This is a genomic window from Kiritimatiella glycovorans, assembly GCF_001017655.1.
Classification (GTDB): Bacteria; Verrucomicrobiota; Kiritimatiellia; order Kiritimatiellales; family Kiritimatiellaceae; genus Kiritimatiella; species Kiritimatiella glycovorans.
Genome location: NZ_CP010904.1, coordinates 1,270,772 through 1,289,876, shown reverse-complemented (window position 1 = coordinate 1,289,876; position 19,105 = coordinate 1,270,772). Strand labels below are relative to the sequence as shown.

Sequence of the window (19,105 nt, the reverse complement as noted above, 5' to 3'; positions counted from 1 at the left end):
CATAGAAACGAAAGGGCAGGGCGTGCTCTCCGGGCGCGCCGCCATCCGTCAGTCATGACCCGTTATCACATGATCATCGCCTACGACGGCACGGCGTATTACGGCTGGCAGGTTCAGCCGCACCACCGGACGGTGCAGCAGACGCTCGAGGACGCGCTCGAGCGCCTTTTCGGTGCACGGCCGCGGGTACACGCCAGCGGTCGGACGGACACGGGAGTGCATGCGCGGGGGCAGTCGGTCCACTTCGATGCGCCGCGTACGATGGAAGCGGCGGATATCCGCAACGCGCTCAACGCCTTTCTGCCGCCCGACGTGCGTGTAATGAAGACCAGACGCGTGCCGTCCGGTTTCCATGCACGCTATGACGCCACGGGCAAGGAGTATCGCTATTTCATCTGGGACGGACCGGTTCTGCCTCCGCACCGCCGCCATACCCACCACCATGTACCCCGGCGACTGGATGTCGAGGCGATGGAGCAGGGCGCCGCTGCGCTGATAGGCCGCCACGATTTCACCGCCTTCGCCGCCTGGCCCAAAAAAACCGTCGAGAATCCCGTGCGGACTATCGACTCGCTGCGCATCCGCCGCCACGGGCACGAGACCACGATCGCCGTGCGCGGCGACGGTTTTCTATACAAGATGGTCCGCAGCCTGGCGGGCTACCTCATCCGCATCGGCACCGGCGAGCGCAGGCCGGACGACGTGAAGCCCGTGCTCGAGTCCGCCGAACGCACCGCCGAGGTACCCACCGCCCCCGGCCACGGACTGGTGCTGTGGCGAGTTACCTATGGAACAACTTCAGGTATTCGCCGTATCCCTCTTCCTCGAGCTTCTCCAGAGGGATAAACCGCAGGGCGGCGGAATTGATGCAGTACCGCTTGCCCGTCGGCCCGGGTCCGTCCGGGAAGACGTGGCCGAGATGAGAATCCGCGTCCGCCGAGCGCACCTCGGTGCGTACCATGCCCAGCTTCCGGTCCCGGCGCGTCTCGACCGCGCCGGGTTCCACGGGCCGGGTGAACGAGGGCCAGCCCGTGCCCGATTCGAACTTGTCCTTCGAACAGAACAGCGGCTCGCCCGAGACGACGTCCACGTAAAGGCCGGTCCCGTGGTGGTCCCAGTAGGCGTTATCGAACGGCTTCTCCGTACCGTCGTGCTGCGTGACCCGGTACTGCTCGGGGGTCAGGCGTTCGCGCAGCTCGCGGTCGGTGCAGGTGAATGGGCCCCGCTTATCCTGGTTCATCGCGTTTTCTCCTTCCTCTGCACAGCCGACCGGCAGGAGGGCGGCGGCGAGTACAAAAACCGTCAAACCCGAAGATTTGAATGTCACCATATGGGTCTCCTTATCTGCATGAGTAGACCGTTTTGGCCGCCGGATGTTCAATGTGTGCGGCTTCGTACTTGTCGCCCATTCATGAAATCCTTACATTCTCCGAAGCGGGGTTGGGCGGGGCTTTAGCATCTCGTAACGTGAAATGGAGCGTGAAGATGGCCGGGGAAGCGGCGGAGCAGCGCGGCAGGCGCAGGACGAACGAGGAGTACGAGCGCGAGCCCGTACCCGCGCACAGGCTGAAGGGTCTTTCGGGTTTCGTGGGCATGTACGCCGGGGAGCACGCGGCCGGAACCGAGTTCATGATCGGCCCGCTCTTCGTGGCCCACGGGGTCAGCGCCTTCGACGTGCTCACGGGTCTTCTGCTCGGGAACCTGCTGGCCGTCCTGAGCTGGATGTTTCTCACCGCCCCCATCGCGGTCAAAAAGCGGATGACCCTCTATTATCAGCTCGAAAAGATCTGCGGGCCGCGGCTGGTCGATCTCTATAATGTGGCCAACGGCGTGATGTTCTGTTTCCTCGCCGGCGCCATGATCGCCGTTTCCGCCACGGCGGTGGGCATGCCGTTCAATATGCCGATGCCGGAACTCTCCGACCTGCTCCCCACCAGCGCGGGCTGGGTGGCGGCGGTCTTCGCCGTAGGGCTGGTGATCTCGGTCGTTGCCGCCAAGGGCTATGATTCCGTTTCCCGCTTCGCGAACATCGCCTCGCCCTGGATGGTACTCGTCTTTCTCGCCTGCGGCATCGCCGCGCTGCCGGAACTGGGCGTGGAAAGCCCGCGCGATTTCTGGCGGGTGGCGACGACCTCGGTCTGGAAGGGCGCGCCGGTCGAAGGCCAGACTCCGTTCACGTTCTGGCATGTCGTGTTTTTCGCCTGGTTCTGCAATATGGCGATGCATATCGGCATGGCCGACCTCTCCGTCCTGCGTTTCGCGAAAAAGTGGTGGTACGGGAGCGCCTCCGCGGCCGGCATGTACGTGGGACACTACATGGCGTGGATCGCCGCCGGGCTGCTCTACGCGCTGCAGCTTCAGCGTACGCCCGGACAGACGGGGGTCGCCCCCGGCCCGATGGCCTGGAACATTGCGGGTTTCGCGGGTCTGCTGTGCGTGGTCGTCGCCGGATGGACTACGGCGAATCCCACCATATACCGCGCAGGACTGGCGTTCCAGGCGCTGCGTCCGAAATGGTCGCGTTTCAGGGTAACCATGATCGCCGGACTGATGGCGACGATCGGCGGATGTTTCCCGGGACTGGTGATGAAGCTGCTCAACTTCGTGGCGCTCTACGGCCTCGTTCTGATGCCGATGGGGGCGGTGATCTTTGTGGATCATCACCTGATGAAACGCATGGGCCTGCGCGAATTCTACGCGGAAAAGAAGGGGCTCAACTTTTACTGGGCGCCGGCGCTGACCTGGTTTGTTACCCTGGGCGTGTGCCTGATCCTGAATTTGAGCGCAGGAATCGAAATCTTCTTTCTCGGATTGCCGGGCTGGTTCATCGCGGCCGTGCTCTATATGGCGCTCAGCCGCATGATGCAGAAAAGGGAAGGGGAGGCTGCGGCATGAGAACGGTTCTGAAAGTTATCTCCATCCTGGCGCTCGTTCTCCTGACGGTCCCGTCCACGCTCTTCTGGGCGGGGTGGATCACGCTGCCGATGCAGAAACTCTGTATGACCGTCGCGACGGTCCTGTGGTTCGCGACAGCCCCTTTCTGGATGGGGAAGGGGAGCGCGGAGAGCTAAAAAAGTTATTCGTGGATTTTGGTGGGGTGTCGTTGAAGGACATGAAGGGCTTGAAGGGGTGAACATAATTCGTACTCTTACTCGTACTCGGAGCGCCGAAGGCGCGATCCCACTCCCTCTGTTCAAAAAAATCGAGTACGAGTACCGCTTCGCTGAGTACGAGTACGATGTGACGCGAGCGGATTTCTAATCCAGCCGCTACGATTTCAGTTGTTCCACCAAAATCCACAAAGAACCAAAAAAAGGGGCCGCGGAACATGGACTCCCGCAGCCCCCTCGGCCGTTTCGCCTGCCTCCGATTCTTCACTCAGAGTTCAGACGCCAGCTCCCGTGGCTTTATTCGACGACCCTGCCTCCGGCTTCGATCCAGCCTTCGATCCCCTGGGGATATTTGACGACATTCTCGTAGCCGAGTTTCTGCAGATGCCTGGCCAGCTTGTGGCTGGCAGGGCACTGCAGGTTGCTGCAGTACGTCACCACGAGCGACTGCTTGTTCGGGATGTGCCGGGCGACGACCTTCCGGGACGAGCCCGGAGCGAGCTGCTTCGCGCCTGGCAGCCGCAGTCCGTCGTCGTACTTCCCGCTGCGCGCGTCGAGTATGACGGCCCCGCCCGAGGCCACTACCGCCTTCATGGCGGCGGTGTTGAGCTTAGCCACGTCCGCTTCGGCCTGTCCCTGGTGACCTTTGCGTCCGTAGTCCGCCTTGCATGCGCCCCCTTCGCAGGCCGGACCGGATTGGGCGCACTTCGCCTCGCTCTTGTCGGCGCACGCCTTCCCGCCGGTTCCGCACTCGCCCTTACTGGACGGACACGCGGCCTTGCCGGAGGAACAGGACTTCATTTCGGGTTCCTCGTGGGTGTGGCCTTCGCCACCCCCGCAGGATCCGCAACCGGCATACACGCCAGCCGCCGGCCCGATCAGCAGCAATGCTACTGCGGACGCTGTGATTGTATTCAGGGTACTTTTTCTCATGGAGACCTCCTTTTTGTTTGAGGGGCATCTGCCCCCCGCTCCCTGACTTTGAATGTAATGATACCAGTACAGTGGCATATGGCAAGTCAAAAAGATGAAAATAATCGATCCCGCAGCGGGGGTGTGGTATGGGTAATCCAGACCAATGGAACACCTCTACCGGATAGCGGAATTCATCGAGAATTACGCGGGCCTCACGCCTGCCGTGCAGCTCAAGCTGGTCGAGACCCTGGCCCTCCTGATCGCGGCCTATCTCGCCTACGTCCTCCTCTGCCGTCTGATGCGCTGGCGCGTGGAGGACGTGGGTAAGCGGTACGTGGGGCGCAAAACGCTCACCTATGCGATCGGTTTCTTCGTGCTGCTGATCCTGTGGCGGATCTGGCTCGGCGGACAGGGTCTGGCGGCCTACTTCGGCATCCTCTCGGCGGGTCTTGCCGTCGCGCTTCGCGATCCGCTCTCGAATCTCGCGGCGTGGCTGTTCATCACGATCCGGCAGCCGTTCACGGTGGGCGATCGGGTCGCCATCGGTGGTCATGCCGGCGATGTGATCGATCAGCGTCTGTTTCAGTTCAGCCTGATGGAGATCGGCAACTGGGTTCAGGCCGACCAGAGCACGGGCCGGATCATTCATATCCCCAACGGCAAGCTGTTCACGGACACGATCTGCAACTACACGCAGGGCTTCCATTTCATCTGGAACGAGATCCCGGTCATGGTCACGTTCGAAAGCGACTGGCGCCGCGCCAAGAAAATCCTCGCGAAGATTGCCGAGGCGCACACGGCGATCCGCAGCGAATACGCCGCGGAACAGATCCGGGCGGCCGCGCGCAAGTTCCTGATCTTCTTCGAACACCTGACCCCGATCGTCTGGACGAGGGTGGACGAATCCGGGGTGACGCTCACGATCCGTTACCTGACGGACCCGCGCCGCCGCCGAAGCTCCGAAACGGAAATCTGGGAGGAGATCCTTTCGAAATTCGCCGAGTGCGACGATGTCGATTTCGCCTATCCGACACGCCGGTTCTACAATAACGCGGAAGAGGGCAAGTCCGGTACGCGCCCCCGGGCACCTGCACCCTGAGGAGGAACACGGTATGATTGTCACCCGCGCCCGCAGACGTTAGGATCACGGAGAGTTTACCACGGGGAGCCCGGAGCGGTTCACACGGAAAAGGAGACAGCAATGAAGGAAGAACGTCACGTGATCATGGGCATTCACATCAGCGACCGCGTCTCGCACGCCGTGTCCGTACAGGAGGTCCTGACCCGCTACGGCCACAAAATTAAGACCCGGCTCGGGCTGCACGAGTTCGGCGGGGCGGTGACGGTGCCGAACGGGGTGCTGATCCTCGATATGGTCGACGACGAGGAGTCGGTCGTTCAGTTCATGAATGAGTTGAACGGGCTCGAGGGCGTCGAAGTTCAGCGGATGGTCTTCGATCATCCCTGAGGGCGAGCGCGATGGATCATGCCGGAATTTTCCAGAATCTCGATCTCTGGTCGGCCGTCGTCGGCTGGCTGGCGGCCCAGACGGTCAAACTGATCCGCGAAACCGGCAAGTCGGGACGCGTGGACTGGAGCTACTACCTGAGCACCGGCGGCATGCCGAGCGCCCACTCCGCTTTCGTCTGCGCGCTCGCGGCTTCCGTCGGACTGAGTGCGGGATTCGATACTCCGCTTTTTGCGGTGGCCCTGGCGTTCGCCGGCGTGGTGATGTTCGACGCCCAGAGCGTACGGCGCGCGGCGGGCACGCAGGCCCGGCTGCTGAACCAGCTCGTCGAGGAGCTGTTCACCGAACATCATCTCTCGGAACACAAGCTCGCCGAACTCCTCGGACACACTCCGGTTGAAGTGTTTATCGGCATGGTCACCGGCATCATTGCAGCCCTTGCGGTCCATGCGGTGGCGGGATGAGCCGGACGACGGTCAACGGGCACTGGCGTGAAGAGGCGCTGGAGGAATTTGTCCGCCACCTGCATTCGCGCGGGTTTCGCGTGACGGAGGCCCGCAAGAAAGTCTTTGCCGGGGTGCTGGCGCGCGACGATCATTTTTCGGCCGATGAACTGGCGGCGGCGCTGGCACGGGGGGAGGGCAGGGTGAGCCGCGGTACCGTCTACCGCTCGCTGGATCTTCTGCTGGAATCCGGATTCGTGCGCAAGATCGTCGACTCCGAGGCCCACGCCCACTACGAGCACATCTTCAAGCGGCCGCGACACGAACACCTGAAGTGCGAGGTGTGCGGAGCCTATATCGAAGTGGGGGGAGAGGCGTTCGGCGCGCTGATCGAAGATCTTTGCCGCCGCCACGATTTCGAGCAGCGGGCGTGGCGGGTCCTGGTACTGGGCCGGTGCTCGCGCTGCCGCCGCGGCTGAACCCCTAGCGGCCCGGGTCTTCAGACCCGTTCACGGCGCCGTCCTCCCGATCGCCGCGGGACTTCGCCTTCCCGCAGAAGGGGCAATGTTCGCGTTCGCCGGCCCCTTCATCGTCCCGGGAACGGCTTCGGGAGTTCCGGTGCACGGCGAAGGCGAGCAGGCCGAGCATGATCAGGGCGGCGAGCGTGGCGATCCCCATGGTGATTAGAGCGTCCATACCGTTATGGAAACAGAGTGCGGGCGGGATTTCGAGGTTTCAGTGCCCAGCCGTTCTCATTATGGCCGCATTCCGACTGCGGACGGCGTGGCAGCCGTCCCTCCCGAGTCGTTATCCGACGCCTTTTCGGGCATTGGGAGGGGCGGGTGCCACCCCGACCGAAAAGGGTGAAGCCATAATGAGAATCGCTGTTCAGGGCCTCCCGGTGTTGAATTCCGGCCGGTGATCGATCAGAGTGTCCCGCTTTACCGGAAAGCCGCTTTGTTCGCGGCCCGGAACTCCTGACCGGAAGGCGATACGGATGAGTGTACATATCGGCATTGTAGGGCTGCCCAATGTGGGCAAATCCACGGTTTTCAACGCCCTCTCCACGGAAGCGCGCGCGGAGACGGCGAACTACCCGTTCTGCACCATCGAATCGAACCGTGCGGCGGTTCCGGTGCGCGATCCGCGACTGGAGGCCATCGCCGAAATTGCGCGGCCGGCCAAAGTCGTGCCGACCGCCGTGGAGTTTGCCGATATCGCGGGCCTGGTGGAAGGCGCGAGCCGTGGCGAAGGGCTCGGGAACCGGTTCCTGGCCGAAGTCCGGCTCGCGGATGCCCTGCTGCACGTGATCCGCTGCTTTCACGACGACAACATCGCGCACGTCGGGGGCGGCATGGATCCGTGCCGCGATGCGGATGTGATCGAAACCGAGCTGATGCTGGCCGACATCGAGACCCTCGAGCGGCGACGCGAAAAAGTGGAGAAGTGGGTGCGGGGCGACCGCACCTGGCAGGCGCAAATCGAGGTGATCGACCGCCTGCTCGCCCGGCTGGGCGAGGGCCGACCGGCGACAACGGCCGAGGAGCCGCCCGGAGGTCCTCTCGCCGACCTTCTCCGGGCCGTGCCGCTGCTGACCGCCAAGCCGATCCTCTACTGCGCCAACACCGATACGTCCGGACGACACGAATCGCAAACGGCGGTCGACCGGCTCCGTGAGCGCACCGGTCAGCGCGGGGTGGACCTCGTGGAGATCTGTGCGCGCGAAGAGGAGGATCTGCGCGAATTCGACGCGGAGGAGGCGGAAGGTATGCGCGAGGAGCTCGGACTGGGGGAACGGGGACTCGATCGCCTCGTCCATGCCGCGTACCACACGCTGGGATTGATCACGTTCTTCACGGCCGGACCCAAGGAAGTCCGCGCCTGGACGGTGCGCCGGGGCGCCAAAGCGCCAGAGGCGGCCGGGAAGATTCATACCGATTTCGAGCGGGGATTCATCCGCGCACGTGTGATCGCATACGACGATTTTATCGGTCACGGCGGCGAGAAGGGCTGCCGCGATAAAGGGCTCATGCGCGAAGAGGGAAAAGACTACGTCGTCCGCGACGGCGACGTGATCGAGTTTCTGGCGGGGACGTGAGAAAGCAGTGAGACCGTTGTGCCGTGTCCCGGAGAGCGGTGATCCGGCATCACCGCTCTGAAAAAGTGCTGACGCGGTCAGCGCACCCTGGAGCCTATCTGGGCGGCAGCACGCCTTCGCGCACGAGCTGATCGTCCATTTCCTCGGTGAGGGGGATCGGGAGCGGGGGCTGACCTTTGCGGAGGACTTCCATCTGGTATTCCCGCAGGTGTTGTTCCAGCTCCTCGCCGGTCAACTGTGGCCTGGGAGTCGGAACGCGTGACTTCCGCGCCTCGCGAGGCGATTTTTCCTTGGGTTCGGATCTCGAGATCTTGTCGCCGGTGCCCGGTTGCCCCGGAACGGGGGCGGATTCGGACGCGGCGGTCAGTTCGAGGACGGCCGTGCGCCCGTCGATGCTGCTGAGCGTGATGCACCCGGTCTGAAGATCCACGTGGTCGAGATGCAGCCCTTCACGGGTCTCTCCCATGCGGAGAATCATGCTCTTCTTCGAGCGCCGGTGGATGAGGCCGGCGCGCAGGTCTCCGTCAAATCCTTCGTAGATCGTACACAGACGAAAATCGCGGGCCAGCGCCTCGCTCTGCTGTGAAGCCGCGGCCGATTTTCCATCCGACGAAGACGCCTCGATCTTTACCGCGAAAGGACGGCGTTCGAGGATGGGTTGATAGCGCGACCAGTCCGAAGATCCGCGCGTGGCGTCCGCCGGGAGGATCCATAAGACCGTTACACAGATTGTGATCCATATTCGCATGGCATCCGTCAGGGCTATCTCTTACAGTACGACAAGTTTTGTCCTGAAATCGATCAACGTCAAGAGGCGGTGTTCCGGTGCAGCGGATCGACAGCATGCGAAATCCGGGAGTAAAGGCGGCGGTACGCCTGCGGAAGCCCTCGGAGCGGCGCAGGACGGGCCGGACGCTCGTCGAGGGATACCGCGAACTGCTTCGGGCGGCGGAAAGCGGATGGCCGGTCGAGACGCTGTTCGTCTGTTCTCCGCTTTTTCTGGGAGACAACGAAGCAGGACTCATCGAGCGTTGCCGGTCCATGGGGGCGGAGCTGGTGGAATGTGCCGAACCCGTGTTCCGGAAAATGTCCTACCGCGACCGCCCGGACGGACTGCTCGCCGTCGCCCCGCTCGTGCGGCGCGGCCTGGACGACCTCGCGCTGCCCCCGAATCCGGTGCTGCTCGTGGTCGAACAGATCGAGAAACCCGGCAACCTCGGCACGATTCTGCGCTCCGCCGATGCGGCCGGAGTCGATGCGGTGATCGTCTGCGACGGAAAAACCGATCTCAATAATCCCAACGTGATCCGGGCGAGCGTGGGAACCCTCTTTTACATGCCGGTCGCCGAAGCCGGGCTCGAAACCACCCTTGCCTGGCTGTCCGCGAAAGACATCCGTCTGATCTCCGCGGTTCCGGGTGCGCAACGGAATTATTTCGAATGCGATATGACCGGCTCCGTCGCCCTCGCGGTCGGTGCGGAACAGTACGGTCTGACGGAAACGATCCGGGAGGCCTCGCACGAGCTCGTCTCAATCCCGATGTGCGGCCGGAACGACTCGCTCAACGTGGCCTCCGCGGCCGTGCTGATGATGTACGAGGCCCTGCGCCAGCGATCTCCCGTCTCGTCCCCGTGACCCCGCTCACAGCGCCGACGCTTCGCCCGTTGAAGTAATGCGTTCGATGTCATGAAAGCGGTAAGGGCATAGTTGCGGAGTATCTAATAGGAGCTTGTCACAATCAATATATCCAAGGATATCATCCGTGCTTCTACCTGGAACTCGTAAAACACCAGCTGCGTACACTCTTCAAGTGACCGCTGATATATATCGTATACTACATGCTAATACCGTTGTTATCATATCGCCATTCTTTAGGTGATTTTCCTGTATAACGGCGAAATACATGTGTAAAGTATTGTTGAGTATTAAAGCCTGTAGCGAATGCTATCTCTTTTATAGTATTAGTACTGTTTTTCAGCATATAAGCTGATTTACGAATACGTACAAGTGCCAAGTGTTTCACGGCCGTGCACGACAGCTCCTGTTTAAAACGGCGATTTATGGTCACGGAGCTGGCTCCTAGGGTTTTATACATACCTTCCAGGCAGTCGGGCTTATTAAAGTGTTGGGAAATATAATCGACGGCCCGTTGAAGCAATGGATCCTGAATTAATATAGCGTTGGAGGATTCTCGCTCATACAGGTGCATATCCGAAAACCGGAGAGTGTGCGGTGTTGTATCACGGGATGTTATCAGCCCATCCAGCAGTTCGGCGGCAACATATCCTATCCGGGCATAGTTTAGTGAAATACTGGTCAGCGTCGGCGTGGAATACCGTGCGATAATGGGGTGGTTGTCAATGCCGACGACCGCCATTTTATCTGGAATTGAAATTCCCAGAATACTGGCAGCTTCAAGAATATCCATTGCTTTGGAATCGTTTGCTGCAAGAACTCCGCAGGGATAGGCCAATGTTTTTAACCAGCCGATTAATCGATCAACCGAGTTTGTCTGACCACTCTTTGCTCGAAATATGGAGTATTCTGCGCCTATGCTTTTACAGGCAGTGCCGAACATTTTCTCCCTTAGCAAAAGCCACTCCATTCCATCGACGTAGATGTCGCTTAAGAAGTGTATGCGTTTCAGTCCCAGATGAGATAAATGCTCAACGCCGATGCTGATGACCTTTGACTGGTTAATTTCAACACAGCTAACTTCGCTGGTAATGTTGCAGGTCTGATCTCGAATAAGAACTGTTGGAAATTGCTGTCGCTCAAGGAAGCAGGTGTAAGGTGGCAGGGCAATCGCGCCATCAAAGGTGTTGCCCAAATCTTTGGGGGCGGAGTGGTGGCGCGAGTTGCAAGGAATCAAACGCCAATCTTTTCGAGTGTTTTGAATATAGTTAAAAAAGCCCTCAAATAGTCGCACGACAACAGGTTGCTCTGGATTAATCACAACGGCAATATTTTGAGTGCAGCTAAGGTGTGACATGCTTCTATATTAGCCTTATAATCCTAATATCCTGCTATTCTATTGTACCAGCGTCCCACTCAAGAGGTACGGAAATTGCGCTGGCTGACTAACTGGCTACAATCTTCTTTGAGAGCAGGTCAGGGGAGATTGCGTGATGCTAGTCAGTCGAGCCGCGGGCAAGAGTGCCATTTTTCGTCAGGCATGTGAACTCATTCCGTCGCATATTGTGCCGAAAGATGCGCGCAAGCACGGGATCAAGTCGAGGGGTATCACGCCCTGGAGCCGACTGGTGAGTATAATCTATGCGAAATTCACCCACGCGATCGGTCTGAACGACGTTGTGGACGCGCTGTGCGCCCATGGGGCGCCGATGGCCCGCATCCGTGGTGCAAATTCGCCGAGCCGCAACGGCCTCTCGCACGCGAACGAGACCCGCGATCCGAAAATGGCCTTGCGCTCAAAAGAAGCCCTTTTCGGTCCCTCACACGCACGGACGCACCCAGACCAGCACGGACGCGCCATGTTCACTTACAGAACCCCTCGCACCGCCCGCCTGCGGCGTTCGTCACGAGGGGTTCTGCAAGAGCCTCAACAGGCAGCACCCTCTTGAAGGGTGCCGACGATGCCGTCGCTGCGCTCCACCCACGAACCTCCGGGCCGCCCCTTCGGGGACGGGCTCCGCTACGCGACGGCATCAGAATTAAGTGGGAGCTGATCGCGAAAAGAGGAATCGGGGATGCGCAGGTCCACTATATTTTCAGCGACCTGCAGTCCAAAAATGGGGGTGAGCCACGGAGAATGTCGCATTTGTGTAACAATGCACAATTATTGCAATAATTATAAATGGAAATATATCATCAGATTATTTAACGATATCGTTCGAAGGGAAAGGTCAGGCGGAGAAACGTCTGCTTGAATTAGGAAAATAGAGAGGAGTAATCATGAAGAAGCAAAATATCGTGGGTGTAGCTGTATTGGTCATATCAAATTATGTCTTCGGTGGTATAATTGATGACTTCAGTTCGGATACCTCTGCAAACTATAGTGGTTATATTAGTTCTGGATCCAGCAACCTTGCAATGTACGCCAGGGATAACGAACGTTTTGCGCCGACGAACAGTTTTAATACTATATCGCACCTGATGCGTAACGATGATACGTTTGATGTCGGTGAAACCGTATCCATTGAAATTCACGGTCTTGGAACTGAGGGTGACCGGGCCGGATTAGCTTTCAGTCAGAGCCTGAATTCTTCTGTAAATGAGAATAATATTCAGTTGAGTTATTGGGACGGCAGTTACTCACTTCAGAGCCCCGCGGCGAGCGGTAAAGATGTATCGCTGTCGAATTACAACGCAGACTATAGCTCCACACTTACGGTGACTCGTTTTAAAGACCAGACCAATACCAATAGGTGGACACTCACCTATACGACGACAGAGCTTGAGCAAGCCGAGGTTGAAGGAACGTTGTGGGGTGGATTCAAAGATGCTACTGGAACCTATTATTACGGCATGGTCGCAAGAAACGGCACACCGACAACCCAGACGGTATTAATGGATAATATTTCTGTAGTTCCGGAGCCTACATCGATTAGTATATTTGTTGTAATGTCCTTAAGTGCGTTGGTGCTTCGCCGACACATGCGGCGGTGCTAACGGTCGCTGTGAAGCTATTATTGAGGCACCAGTAATGCCTTAAGGAAGTTTCATGAAGTTATCCAGCTTGTCTTTGGTCTCGCTCTGGTTCGCAGCCATGGCCGGCGAAGCGAAAGCCGCTTTGACGGAAACCTTCGATTTTGGTTCCGGTGTTTCCGCACGGGAGGAGATTTTGGTCGGCGACCCTGTCGACGGGGTTGTGGCGGATGGAGCGAGCGTGCGTTGGCAGGCTGTTCAAGGTCGTCCCTCCTTCGGAGGCTCGCCGGGTTCGCGTGGCGCTTGGGCAAATATGAACCTCGGCCGCCTCGGAAATGTGCTCCGCTTGCCGTATTCCTTCGACGAAGAGACGCGGGTTCTATCGCGCTGGTCTTGGACCCCCGGCTCCGAGGGAGTGCGCGGGATATACATGGGTTTGGAGGCGGCCGTTCCGGACGATCGCTTATTGATTAACCAGCGCTCCACGGACAGTTTGTTCATTCGCGTCTTTCCGAATGGCACCATAGAGGTCGGCGGGTCGGTCGAAGGATTCCACTCGGAAGGCAGGAAACGGGTGAGCTTTTCAGAGGGCGACAAGCTGGAGCTTTGTCTTTCGTTGGATGCGGTCAACCGAAAAGGAACAGCCGAGGTCGGGAATACCACCGAGGGCACGATTGCATCCATCTCTTTTTCTTGGGAAGACGAGTCCCCGGCATGGTCTCACCTCGCTTTCAACGTGACCGGGCAAGCGGATGTCGCCCTCCTGCGCGAAGCGCGGGTCGAGGAACCGAATTCGTCGGTAGAGAAAGAACAGCCGAACGTGCTTTGGCTCATGATGGAGGATTTTTCGGTTCAGGTGGGGTCCTATGGTGACCCGGACGCAATCACACCAAATTTGGACGGCTTGGCGGCCGACGGAATCCGTTTCGCAAACGCCTTCAGCCACGCCCCCGTTTCCGCACCTGCACGCACTACTTTGATCACGGGCATGTCCCCGGTAACGACCGGCGGTCATCAAATGCGGAGCAAAGTGCGGATCGGGGACCGGGTTCCGGTCCTCCCTGCGATCCTTTCCGGGCAGGGATTTTTTAATCTGGTCAACAAACGGGATTTCAATCTCGACACGCCCTATGCTTGGCCGAGGGGTTGGGATGCGGCCCTGAACATACCGATGTCAGCCGCTCCGCAAACTTTTCGCGACGCGGCTGAAGTCATTCGCGAACGGGCCGGCGGGCAACCATTCTTCGCGATGTACTCCCTCGGCAGAACCCATCAATCTCAGTATGGCTACCCGAATGACGAGGAGGCTTACCATCAGCAGCGTTGCACGCGCCTGCAGCCCGCGCAATACCAGTCGCGGGGGCAGGTTCGGTTGCCGCCCTTTTACCCGGACGTTCCGGCGACGCGGGAATACTGGGCCCAATACCTCGAGGCCGGCACCGAGGTCGACGCCCAAATAGGCGATGTCTTGGAGGTTCTTGCGGAAAACGGGTGGGAGGAGGACACCATCTTATTCGTCTTCGGTGACAACGGAATGGGCGCGCGCGGTGGCAAGGGCCTTCTTTACGAAGAAGGTCTAAGGGTTCCGTTTTTCGTCCACGTCCCCGAAAAATGGCGGCCCTCCGGTTTCCCCCCGGACGGCAGCGTCCTGACGCAGCTGGTGAGTTTCGAGGATTTTGCACCCACGCTCTTGTCGCTGCTCGATCTTCCCGTCCCGGAGGCGATGCAGGGGCAGCCATTTTTCGGCCCGGAAGCTGAGCCGCGCCGGTATGTCTTTGGCATCCGAGACCGGATTGGGACTTGGTTCGATCCGATGAGGTCCGTCCGCGACGAGCGTTTTCTCTACATCCGGCGGTTACTGCCGCACCTTCGTGGAGTCGAAAAGGCTTACTCCGTGCTCCAGGCTCCGGCTCTCCTTACGGAATTTCAACGGGCGATTATCGAGAATCGGCTGCCCGAAGGTCGCCTTCGCCATCACTTTTTGCTGCGGCCGCCCGAAGAGTTGTACGACCTCCAGGCCGATCCTTGGCAACAAGAGAACCTCGCGGATGACCCGGCATTCCAAGCGGATTTGGAGCGCCTGCGCGGTGCGCTGCATACCTGGATGATCGAGAGCCGCGATCTCGGTTTGTTGCCCGAACTCGAGATGCGCCGCCTCGCCGGGAACGGTCCTGTGTTGGAACTCGGAAACGACCCGCAACGCTTCCCGCTCGAAAGATTGCTCGGGTTGGCCGATCGGGTGGCTTCGGCCGAGCCCTCCGATCTCGAAGCATTTCGTTCGTACTTGGACTCGTCGGACGCTGCCGTCCGCTGGTGGGCGGTGCAGGGCTTAACGGCCTTGGGCGAATCGGCGAGGCCCGCCCTGCTGGACTTGCAAGCCCGTCTCGAAGAGGACGAAGCCCCCGAAGTTCGTTTGGCGGCCGGCGAAGCCCTTTGCCTTCTCGGGCGGAAGGATTTGGCCTTTCCGGCTATGGCGGAGGAGTTACGGTGTCGGGGCGACAACCAGCGGATCAAGGTGGCGCAGAGTTACCATCAACGCCTCGGGGGGCTGGCCGCGGAAGCGCTCCCGGCCTTCCGGGAAATCGTCCGGGATCGCGTCGGCTATGTGACTGGCGCTGCCGTTTTCGCGGAAACTTTCGGGCGAGCCCTCGAATACGAGAACCCTGATGCCTGGTGGGCGGAGCGAATCATCGGAATGCGTGAATTCTATCTTCCGGCCGCGAGGGACGCCGACGAAGCTATGCGCCGCCTCTCAGATTAAATCATCGATGAGATAAGTCCTTATAGAAGGGGCATACTACCTCGGGGATGTCCCGAATCCTGTTGAAACTCGTTGGCGGTCTCGGTCTTCATTTCGATGTAGTTCCTTGTCATTCTCTTGTCCAGTCCCTGTTCGGCAGTTCGCTTCGCTCTCTGCCTGGGGGTGAGGCGTCGTGGAGTGGAGCCCGTTCCCGCCGGAGGCGGGATGGCCCGGAGGGCCAAGGGCGGAGCGGAGCGACGCCTCAACAGCTTCCGATGGCCAGCCCAGGGATTTCAAAAGCACCGGGATCTGACGATAGCCTTTGATTCGACGGAACCCTTTCTCGGCTGTCGGAAGCGAATAGGCCAGCCAGCGTTCCGCCTGATCCGTCTCTGCGCGCCAACGCTTCACCCGCCCGATTTTTGCGCGTGTGTTTCGGAACGGGTTCTCGATGCAGTTTGTGTTCGTCAACGTGGTGTGTAGAGTGGACGGCGCATTCAGCTTGTGAACCGTAATGAGCTCCTCACCGGCCTCGTGCAGGGATTCCAGGGCCTTGTGGCTGTGCCGGCTCAGAAAGCGTTCCGGATCGGCGAGTGCTTCACGTCCGGCTTCTTCGCCTTCCACGGAGCGGAGACGCTTGAAAACGTCGCTCACGCTGCCGTGATGACGCCTGGAGAGACAACGCTTAATATTTCGTTCCTTATGCACCAGGCATCGTTGAATGCGCGCTCGCGGAAAATGCTTCAAGACGCTGTTATGAAGTGCCCGAGAACCGTCGAGAACCGCCAACGGATCGCCCTCGAACTCAAGACCGCGGTGGACAAGCCGGTCGAGCCAGCGATTCTCATTATGGCTTCACCCTTTTCGGTCGGGGTGGCACCCGACCCTCCCAGTGCCCGAAAATGCGTCGGATATCGACTCGGGAGGGACGGCTGCCACGCCGTCCGCGGTCGGAATGCGGCCATAATGAGAACGGCTGCGGTCGAGCAATGCGTCACACACTTCTGTCGATTCCTGTGCGCCTATTTCAAAATCCAGCATAACTTTGCGGCCGTCCAGCGTAATGCCCAGCCCCACAATGGCGCTGAGATCCTCGGACAGTACAATGCCGTCCAGCAGCATGCAGAAGAACCTCTCGGACTTCAGGTCGCGGTCACGGAGCTTCTGTATGCGCTGTCGGCCCTCGACAATCCAGGCGCGGGAAACCCTGCTGCGTCCGGGCGCTGAATCGGGATACAAGGTTTTCTGATCACGTGAACTGACTCCGGCAGCTGTGGCACGCAAGATACGGTCACGAAGGTCGTCGGCCCTGTTGACCGCGTCGTAACTTTTAAGCCTGACCTCCTTCGATGTGTCTGCCTCATGGCGACGTACACGCGGCTTGCGGATCTCCTCATCAATACCGTCAATTCGAAGTCCTACGCGGGTTCCGCCGGCACGTCGGCAGCCTCTGTCCCCTGCCGGCTTGTAGGCCGGACCACACAGTTCTGTGACCTCTTCAGCCAGAATATCGGCGATCAGGGTTCGCATTTCACCACGCAGCCAGTCACGGAAAACATCTCCTGCTGCAGACGGTTCAACTTGTCCAAGGGGGAGGTATAACCGAAAGTTGTGGATGAGTAAGAGAAGAGCGTATCCTTCTGATTCACGAGATCAGAACACCCCGGTAGTAGCCGGGAGAAAGGATACGCTCCATGAATAAGGGTACAGCTCAGACGGTCGCAGAGCAACCAATAATCAAACAGCAGTTCTCATTATGGCCGCATTCCGACCGCGGACGGCGTGGCAGCCGTCCCTCCCGAGTCGATATCCGACGCATTTTCGGGCACTGGGAGGGTCGGGTGCCACCCCGACCGAAAAGGGTGAAGCCATAATGAGAATCGCTGCGACGCCTGGGACTGGACTTTGTCCGGAACAGGGGTCATTGTATTCCAGACAGCACCAGTAAGCAGCCGGGCACGCCCGGCACACAACATCTGAGTTCACCTGACCGGTGATCCGCTACGCTCCTCACCGGCAGGTGCCTCAGGCGTTCTGCACGAAACAAAACCACGCCAGGAGATAACCGATGGCCAAAGTCTACACGGGAAGGGTGTCTATCCCAGGGGACAAACTCCAAGAGTATTTCGAGTTGATGAAGGCAGCCGAGAAGGAGCGCGCTCCCTTCCGAGAGCATCTGATGGCGCTTCAGGCCGATTTCTATGACCATCTGGCCGACCGCTACAGTGAACGCACGGCCCGGAAACACGCCTCCATTATCGAGATGTTCGTGGAGTTCATTTGCCGCTACACTGACGTACAGGACATTTCGGAAATCACCCGTGGAATGGTCAACAGCCATTTCCGGGCGTGGTGGAAGCGAAAGGTCTGGGACTCAAGTACACCCGACGACCTACGGGTAGCACTGAAGAAGTTCTTCGCCTTCCTCGCGTCAGAGAAGGGAATCATCAACGAGAAGGCGCTCAAGGCACTCGGGTAAAAGCAGATGAGAGCAGAACAAGACAGATGCACCAGACGGTCTACGCTGCGCTCCGGCCACTGGTGATCTGCACGTTCCCCGGACGCCTGCCGGCGTCCGGGGAACACTAAAATAAACCGAATGGCTGTCTTCATGGGGTTCCTTCCCTTTTTTGAGACTGCGTCGATGGAAAGCACACTTTCATACGAGTCGCGTGTGTCCGCGACCGGATTCGACGGTCCCGATCCTTTTTGCTCCGGCCTTCATCTCCCTCAGTTGTGTAAGCGCGTGCTCGGCCTCCTCGGGGCGGACGATCAGGACCATGCCGATTCCCATGTTGAAGACGCGGTACATTTCGTCTTCGCTCACCTCGCCGGCTTCGGCCATGAATTCAAAGATCGGCGGTATGCGCCAGGTTCCGCGCTCCACAACCGCGTCGACTTCCCCGGGCAGGATGCGCGGGATGTTGTCGATGAACCCGCCGCCGGTGAGATGGGCGATCCCGCGCAGCGTGACGGACTCCATCAGTTGCGTAACCGGGCGCAGATAACTCCGGTGAACGCGCAGCAGGGCCTCGGCAAACGTGGTCCGGGTTCCGGGCAGCAGGTCGTCCGGCTTCCTGCCCGCCTGCTCGAAGATGACGTGGCGGGCCAGGGTGTAGCCGTTGGTGTGGAGGCCCGTGGAAGGCAGACCGATCAATACATCGCCCGGCCGTATATCCCTGCCGGTAATCCGCTTCTTCTTCTCGACCGCACCCACGATGGCTCCCACGAGGTCGTATTCGCCCTCGGGATAGAGGCCGGGCATCTCCGCCGTCTCGCCGCCGAGCAGGGCGCAGCCGTTTTCGCGGCAGGCGCGTGAGAATCCCCGTATCACGTCATTGAACACGCCCGGTTCCAGTCGGGCGGTTCCCAGGTAATCGAGGAAGAAAAGCGGCCGTGCGCCCTGGGTGAGGATATCGTTGACGCAGTGATTGACCAGGTCGCGGCCTACGGTGTCATGTCGCCCCGCCATGGCGGCGACCTTGAGTTTGGTGCCCACGCCGTCGACCGAACTGACGAGCAGCGAGTCGCGGCCCGGCGAACGGAACAGGCCGCCGAACGCGCCGGGTGCGGGGACGACGCCCTCCGTGTGGGTCGACTTCACCTGCCGACCGACCCTCTTCAGGGCCTCATCCATCGTGTCGATGCTGACGCCGGCGCGGGCGTATGCGGAGTTGTTCTGGTCGCTCATGAACAATAGACCCCTTCCTGTAGGCGTGTAAG

20 protein-coding genes and 1 pseudogene are annotated in these 19,105 nt (G+C 59.7%); 13 read left to right on the top strand and 8 right to left on the bottom strand.

Features of this window, described 5'->3' with window-relative positions; genetic code table 11:
* Window positions 1–54 precede the first annotated feature (54 nt).
* The gene (truA, locus tag L21SP4_RS05360) at window positions 55–846 is read left to right on the top strand and encodes a tRNA pseudouridine(38-40) synthase TruA (protein WP_052881691.1); all 792 of its coding nucleotides are present in this window, start codon (window positions 55–57) and stop codon (window positions 844–846) included.
* On the opposite strand, the gene msrB is transcribed toward truA, so the two are convergent.
* Entirely contained in the window at window positions 782–1,240 is a 459-nt protein-coding gene (gene msrB, locus L21SP4_RS05355; RefSeq protein ID WP_052882971.1) for a peptide-methionine (R)-S-oxide reductase MsrB, read from the bottom strand. The genes truA and msrB overlap by 65 nt on opposite strands.
* A gap of 245 nt (window positions 1,241–1,485) precedes the next feature.
* Here msrB and L21SP4_RS05350 point away from each other — a divergent pair, with 245 nt between their 5' ends.
* Window positions 1,486–2,895 (top strand): purine-cytosine permease family protein, encoded by a 1,410-nt coding sequence (locus L21SP4_RS05350; protein WP_052881690.1) that lies wholly within the window; start codon window positions 1,486–1,488, stop codon window positions 2,893–2,895.
* The gene (locus tag L21SP4_RS05345; protein WP_052881689.1) at window positions 2,892–3,071 is read left to right on the top strand and encodes a hypothetical protein; all 180 of its coding nucleotides are present in this window, start codon (window positions 2,892–2,894) and stop codon (window positions 3,069–3,071) included. Before L21SP4_RS05350 ends, L21SP4_RS05345 begins: the two co-directional genes overlap by 4 nt.
* 336 nt (window positions 3,072–3,407) lie before the next feature.
* Here L21SP4_RS05345 and L21SP4_RS12705 read toward each other — a convergent pair whose 3' ends face one another.
* A complete protein-coding gene (locus L21SP4_RS12705) occupies window positions 3,408–4,043 on the bottom strand; it encodes a rhodanese-like domain-containing protein (RefSeq protein ID WP_160300688.1) in 636 nt (211 codons plus the stop codon).
* Between the two features lie 145 nt (window positions 4,044–4,188).
* On the opposite strand from L21SP4_RS12705, the gene L21SP4_RS05335 reads away from it, so the two are divergent.
* The 4 genes from L21SP4_RS05335 to L21SP4_RS05320 all read left to right on the top strand — a co-directional run bounded on the left by L21SP4_RS05335 (window position 4,189) and on the right by L21SP4_RS05320 (window position 6,415).
* A complete protein-coding gene (locus L21SP4_RS05335) occupies window positions 4,189–5,124 on the top strand; it encodes a mechanosensitive ion channel family protein (protein WP_052881687.1) in 936 nt (311 codons plus the stop codon).
* A 102-nt stretch (window positions 5,125–5,226) separates the two neighbouring features.
* Window positions 5,227–5,493, top strand: coding sequence for a CPF_0552 family protein (locus L21SP4_RS05330; RefSeq protein ID WP_052881686.1), 267 nt, complete (start codon window positions 5,227–5,229; stop codon window positions 5,491–5,493).
* Between the two features lie 11 nt (window positions 5,494–5,504).
* On the top strand, window positions 5,505–5,957 hold the full coding sequence (locus L21SP4_RS05325) for a divergent PAP2 family protein (protein WP_052881685.1): 453 nt from the start codon (window positions 5,505–5,507) through the stop codon (window positions 5,955–5,957).
* On the top strand, window positions 5,954–6,415 hold the full coding sequence (locus L21SP4_RS05320) for a Fur family transcriptional regulator (protein WP_052881684.1): 462 nt from the start codon (window positions 5,954–5,956) through the stop codon (window positions 6,413–6,415). The genes L21SP4_RS05325 and L21SP4_RS05320 overlap by 4 nt, the downstream gene beginning before the upstream one ends.
* 4 nt (window positions 6,416–6,419) lie before the next feature.
* Here L21SP4_RS05320 and L21SP4_RS05315 read toward each other — a convergent pair whose 3' ends face one another.
* Window positions 6,420–6,632 carry a hypothetical protein gene (locus L21SP4_RS05315; protein ID WP_144413763.1) on the bottom strand — a complete coding sequence of 71 codons (213 nt, stop codon included), beginning with the start codon at window positions 6,630–6,632 and terminating at the stop codon, window positions 6,420–6,422.
* Window positions 6,633–6,933: 301 nt separating this feature from the next.
* Here L21SP4_RS05315 and ychF point away from each other — a divergent pair, with 301 nt between their 5' ends.
* Complete coding sequence (gene ychF / locus L21SP4_RS05310; protein WP_052881682.1) at window positions 6,934–8,034, top strand: redox-regulated ATPase YchF; 1,101 nt, start codon at window positions 6,934–6,936, stop codon at window positions 8,032–8,034.
* 94 nt (window positions 8,035–8,128) lie between these two features.
* Here ychF and L21SP4_RS05305 read toward each other — a convergent pair whose 3' ends face one another.
* Entirely contained in the window at window positions 8,129–8,782 is a 654-nt protein-coding gene (locus L21SP4_RS05305; RefSeq protein WP_052881681.1) for a hypothetical protein, read from the bottom strand.
* Between the two features lie 95 nt (window positions 8,783–8,877).
* Here L21SP4_RS05305 and L21SP4_RS05300 point away from each other — a divergent pair, with 95 nt between their 5' ends.
* The gene (locus L21SP4_RS05300; protein WP_052882970.1) at window positions 8,878–9,669 is read left to right on the top strand and encodes a TrmH family RNA methyltransferase; all 792 of its coding nucleotides are present in this window, start codon (window positions 8,878–8,880) and stop codon (window positions 9,667–9,669) included.
* A gap of 199 nt (window positions 9,670–9,868) precedes the next feature.
* Here the strand turns inward: L21SP4_RS05300 and L21SP4_RS12350 are convergent, their stop codons facing one another.
* Entirely contained in the window at window positions 9,869–11,026 is a 1,158-nt protein-coding gene (locus tag L21SP4_RS12350) for a substrate-binding domain-containing protein (RefSeq protein WP_074041392.1), read from the bottom strand.
* Window positions 11,027–11,162: 136 nt separating this feature from the next.
* Between L21SP4_RS12350 and L21SP4_RS13480 the strand changes: the two genes are divergently transcribed.
* The 3 genes from L21SP4_RS13480 (at window position 11,163) to L21SP4_RS05295 (ending at window position 15,403) form a co-directional block, all read left to right on the top strand.
* Window positions 11,163–11,618, top strand: coding sequence for a DUF4372 domain-containing protein (locus tag L21SP4_RS13480; RefSeq protein WP_074041391.1), 456 nt, complete (start codon window positions 11,163–11,165; stop codon window positions 11,616–11,618).
* Window positions 11,619–11,949: 331 nt separating this feature from the next.
* Complete coding sequence (locus tag L21SP4_RS12910; RefSeq protein ID WP_144413762.1) at window positions 11,950–12,666, top strand: hypothetical protein; 717 nt, start codon at window positions 11,950–11,952, stop codon at window positions 12,664–12,666.
* A 52-nt stretch (window positions 12,667–12,718) separates the two neighbouring features.
* Entirely contained in the window at window positions 12,719–15,403 is a 2,685-nt protein-coding gene (locus L21SP4_RS05295) for a sulfatase-like hydrolase/transferase (protein ID WP_052881680.1), read from the top strand.
* A gap of 36 nt (window positions 15,404–15,439) precedes the next feature.
* On the opposite strand, the pseudogene L21SP4_RS12340 reads toward L21SP4_RS05295, so the two are convergent.
* Together L21SP4_RS12340 and L21SP4_RS12335 are read right to left on the bottom strand one after the other, a co-directional pair.
* Window positions 15,440–16,207 (bottom strand): annotated as a pseudogene (locus tag L21SP4_RS12340) (transposase); the annotation flags it as partial.
* A gap of 30 nt (window positions 16,208–16,237) precedes the next feature.
* Window positions 16,238–16,999, bottom strand: coding sequence for a transposase (locus tag L21SP4_RS12335; RefSeq protein WP_256381203.1), 762 nt, complete (start codon window positions 16,997–16,999; stop codon window positions 16,238–16,240).
* Between the two features lie 451 nt (window positions 17,000–17,450).
* Here L21SP4_RS12335 and L21SP4_RS05285 point away from each other — a divergent pair, with 451 nt between their 5' ends.
* Window positions 17,451–17,861: a site-specific integrase gene (locus tag L21SP4_RS05285; protein ID WP_052881679.1), complete on the top strand. Its 411-nt coding sequence runs from the start codon at window positions 17,451–17,453 to the stop codon at window positions 17,859–17,861.
* A 180-nt stretch (window positions 17,862–18,041) separates the two neighbouring features.
* Here the strand turns inward: L21SP4_RS05285 and purM are convergent, their stop codons facing one another.
* Window positions 18,042–19,073: a phosphoribosylformylglycinamidine cyclo-ligase gene (gene purM, locus L21SP4_RS05280; RefSeq protein WP_052882969.1), complete on the bottom strand. Its 1,032-nt coding sequence runs from the start codon at window positions 19,071–19,073 to the stop codon at window positions 18,042–18,044.
* Between the last annotated feature and the right edge of the window lie 32 nt (window positions 19,074–19,105).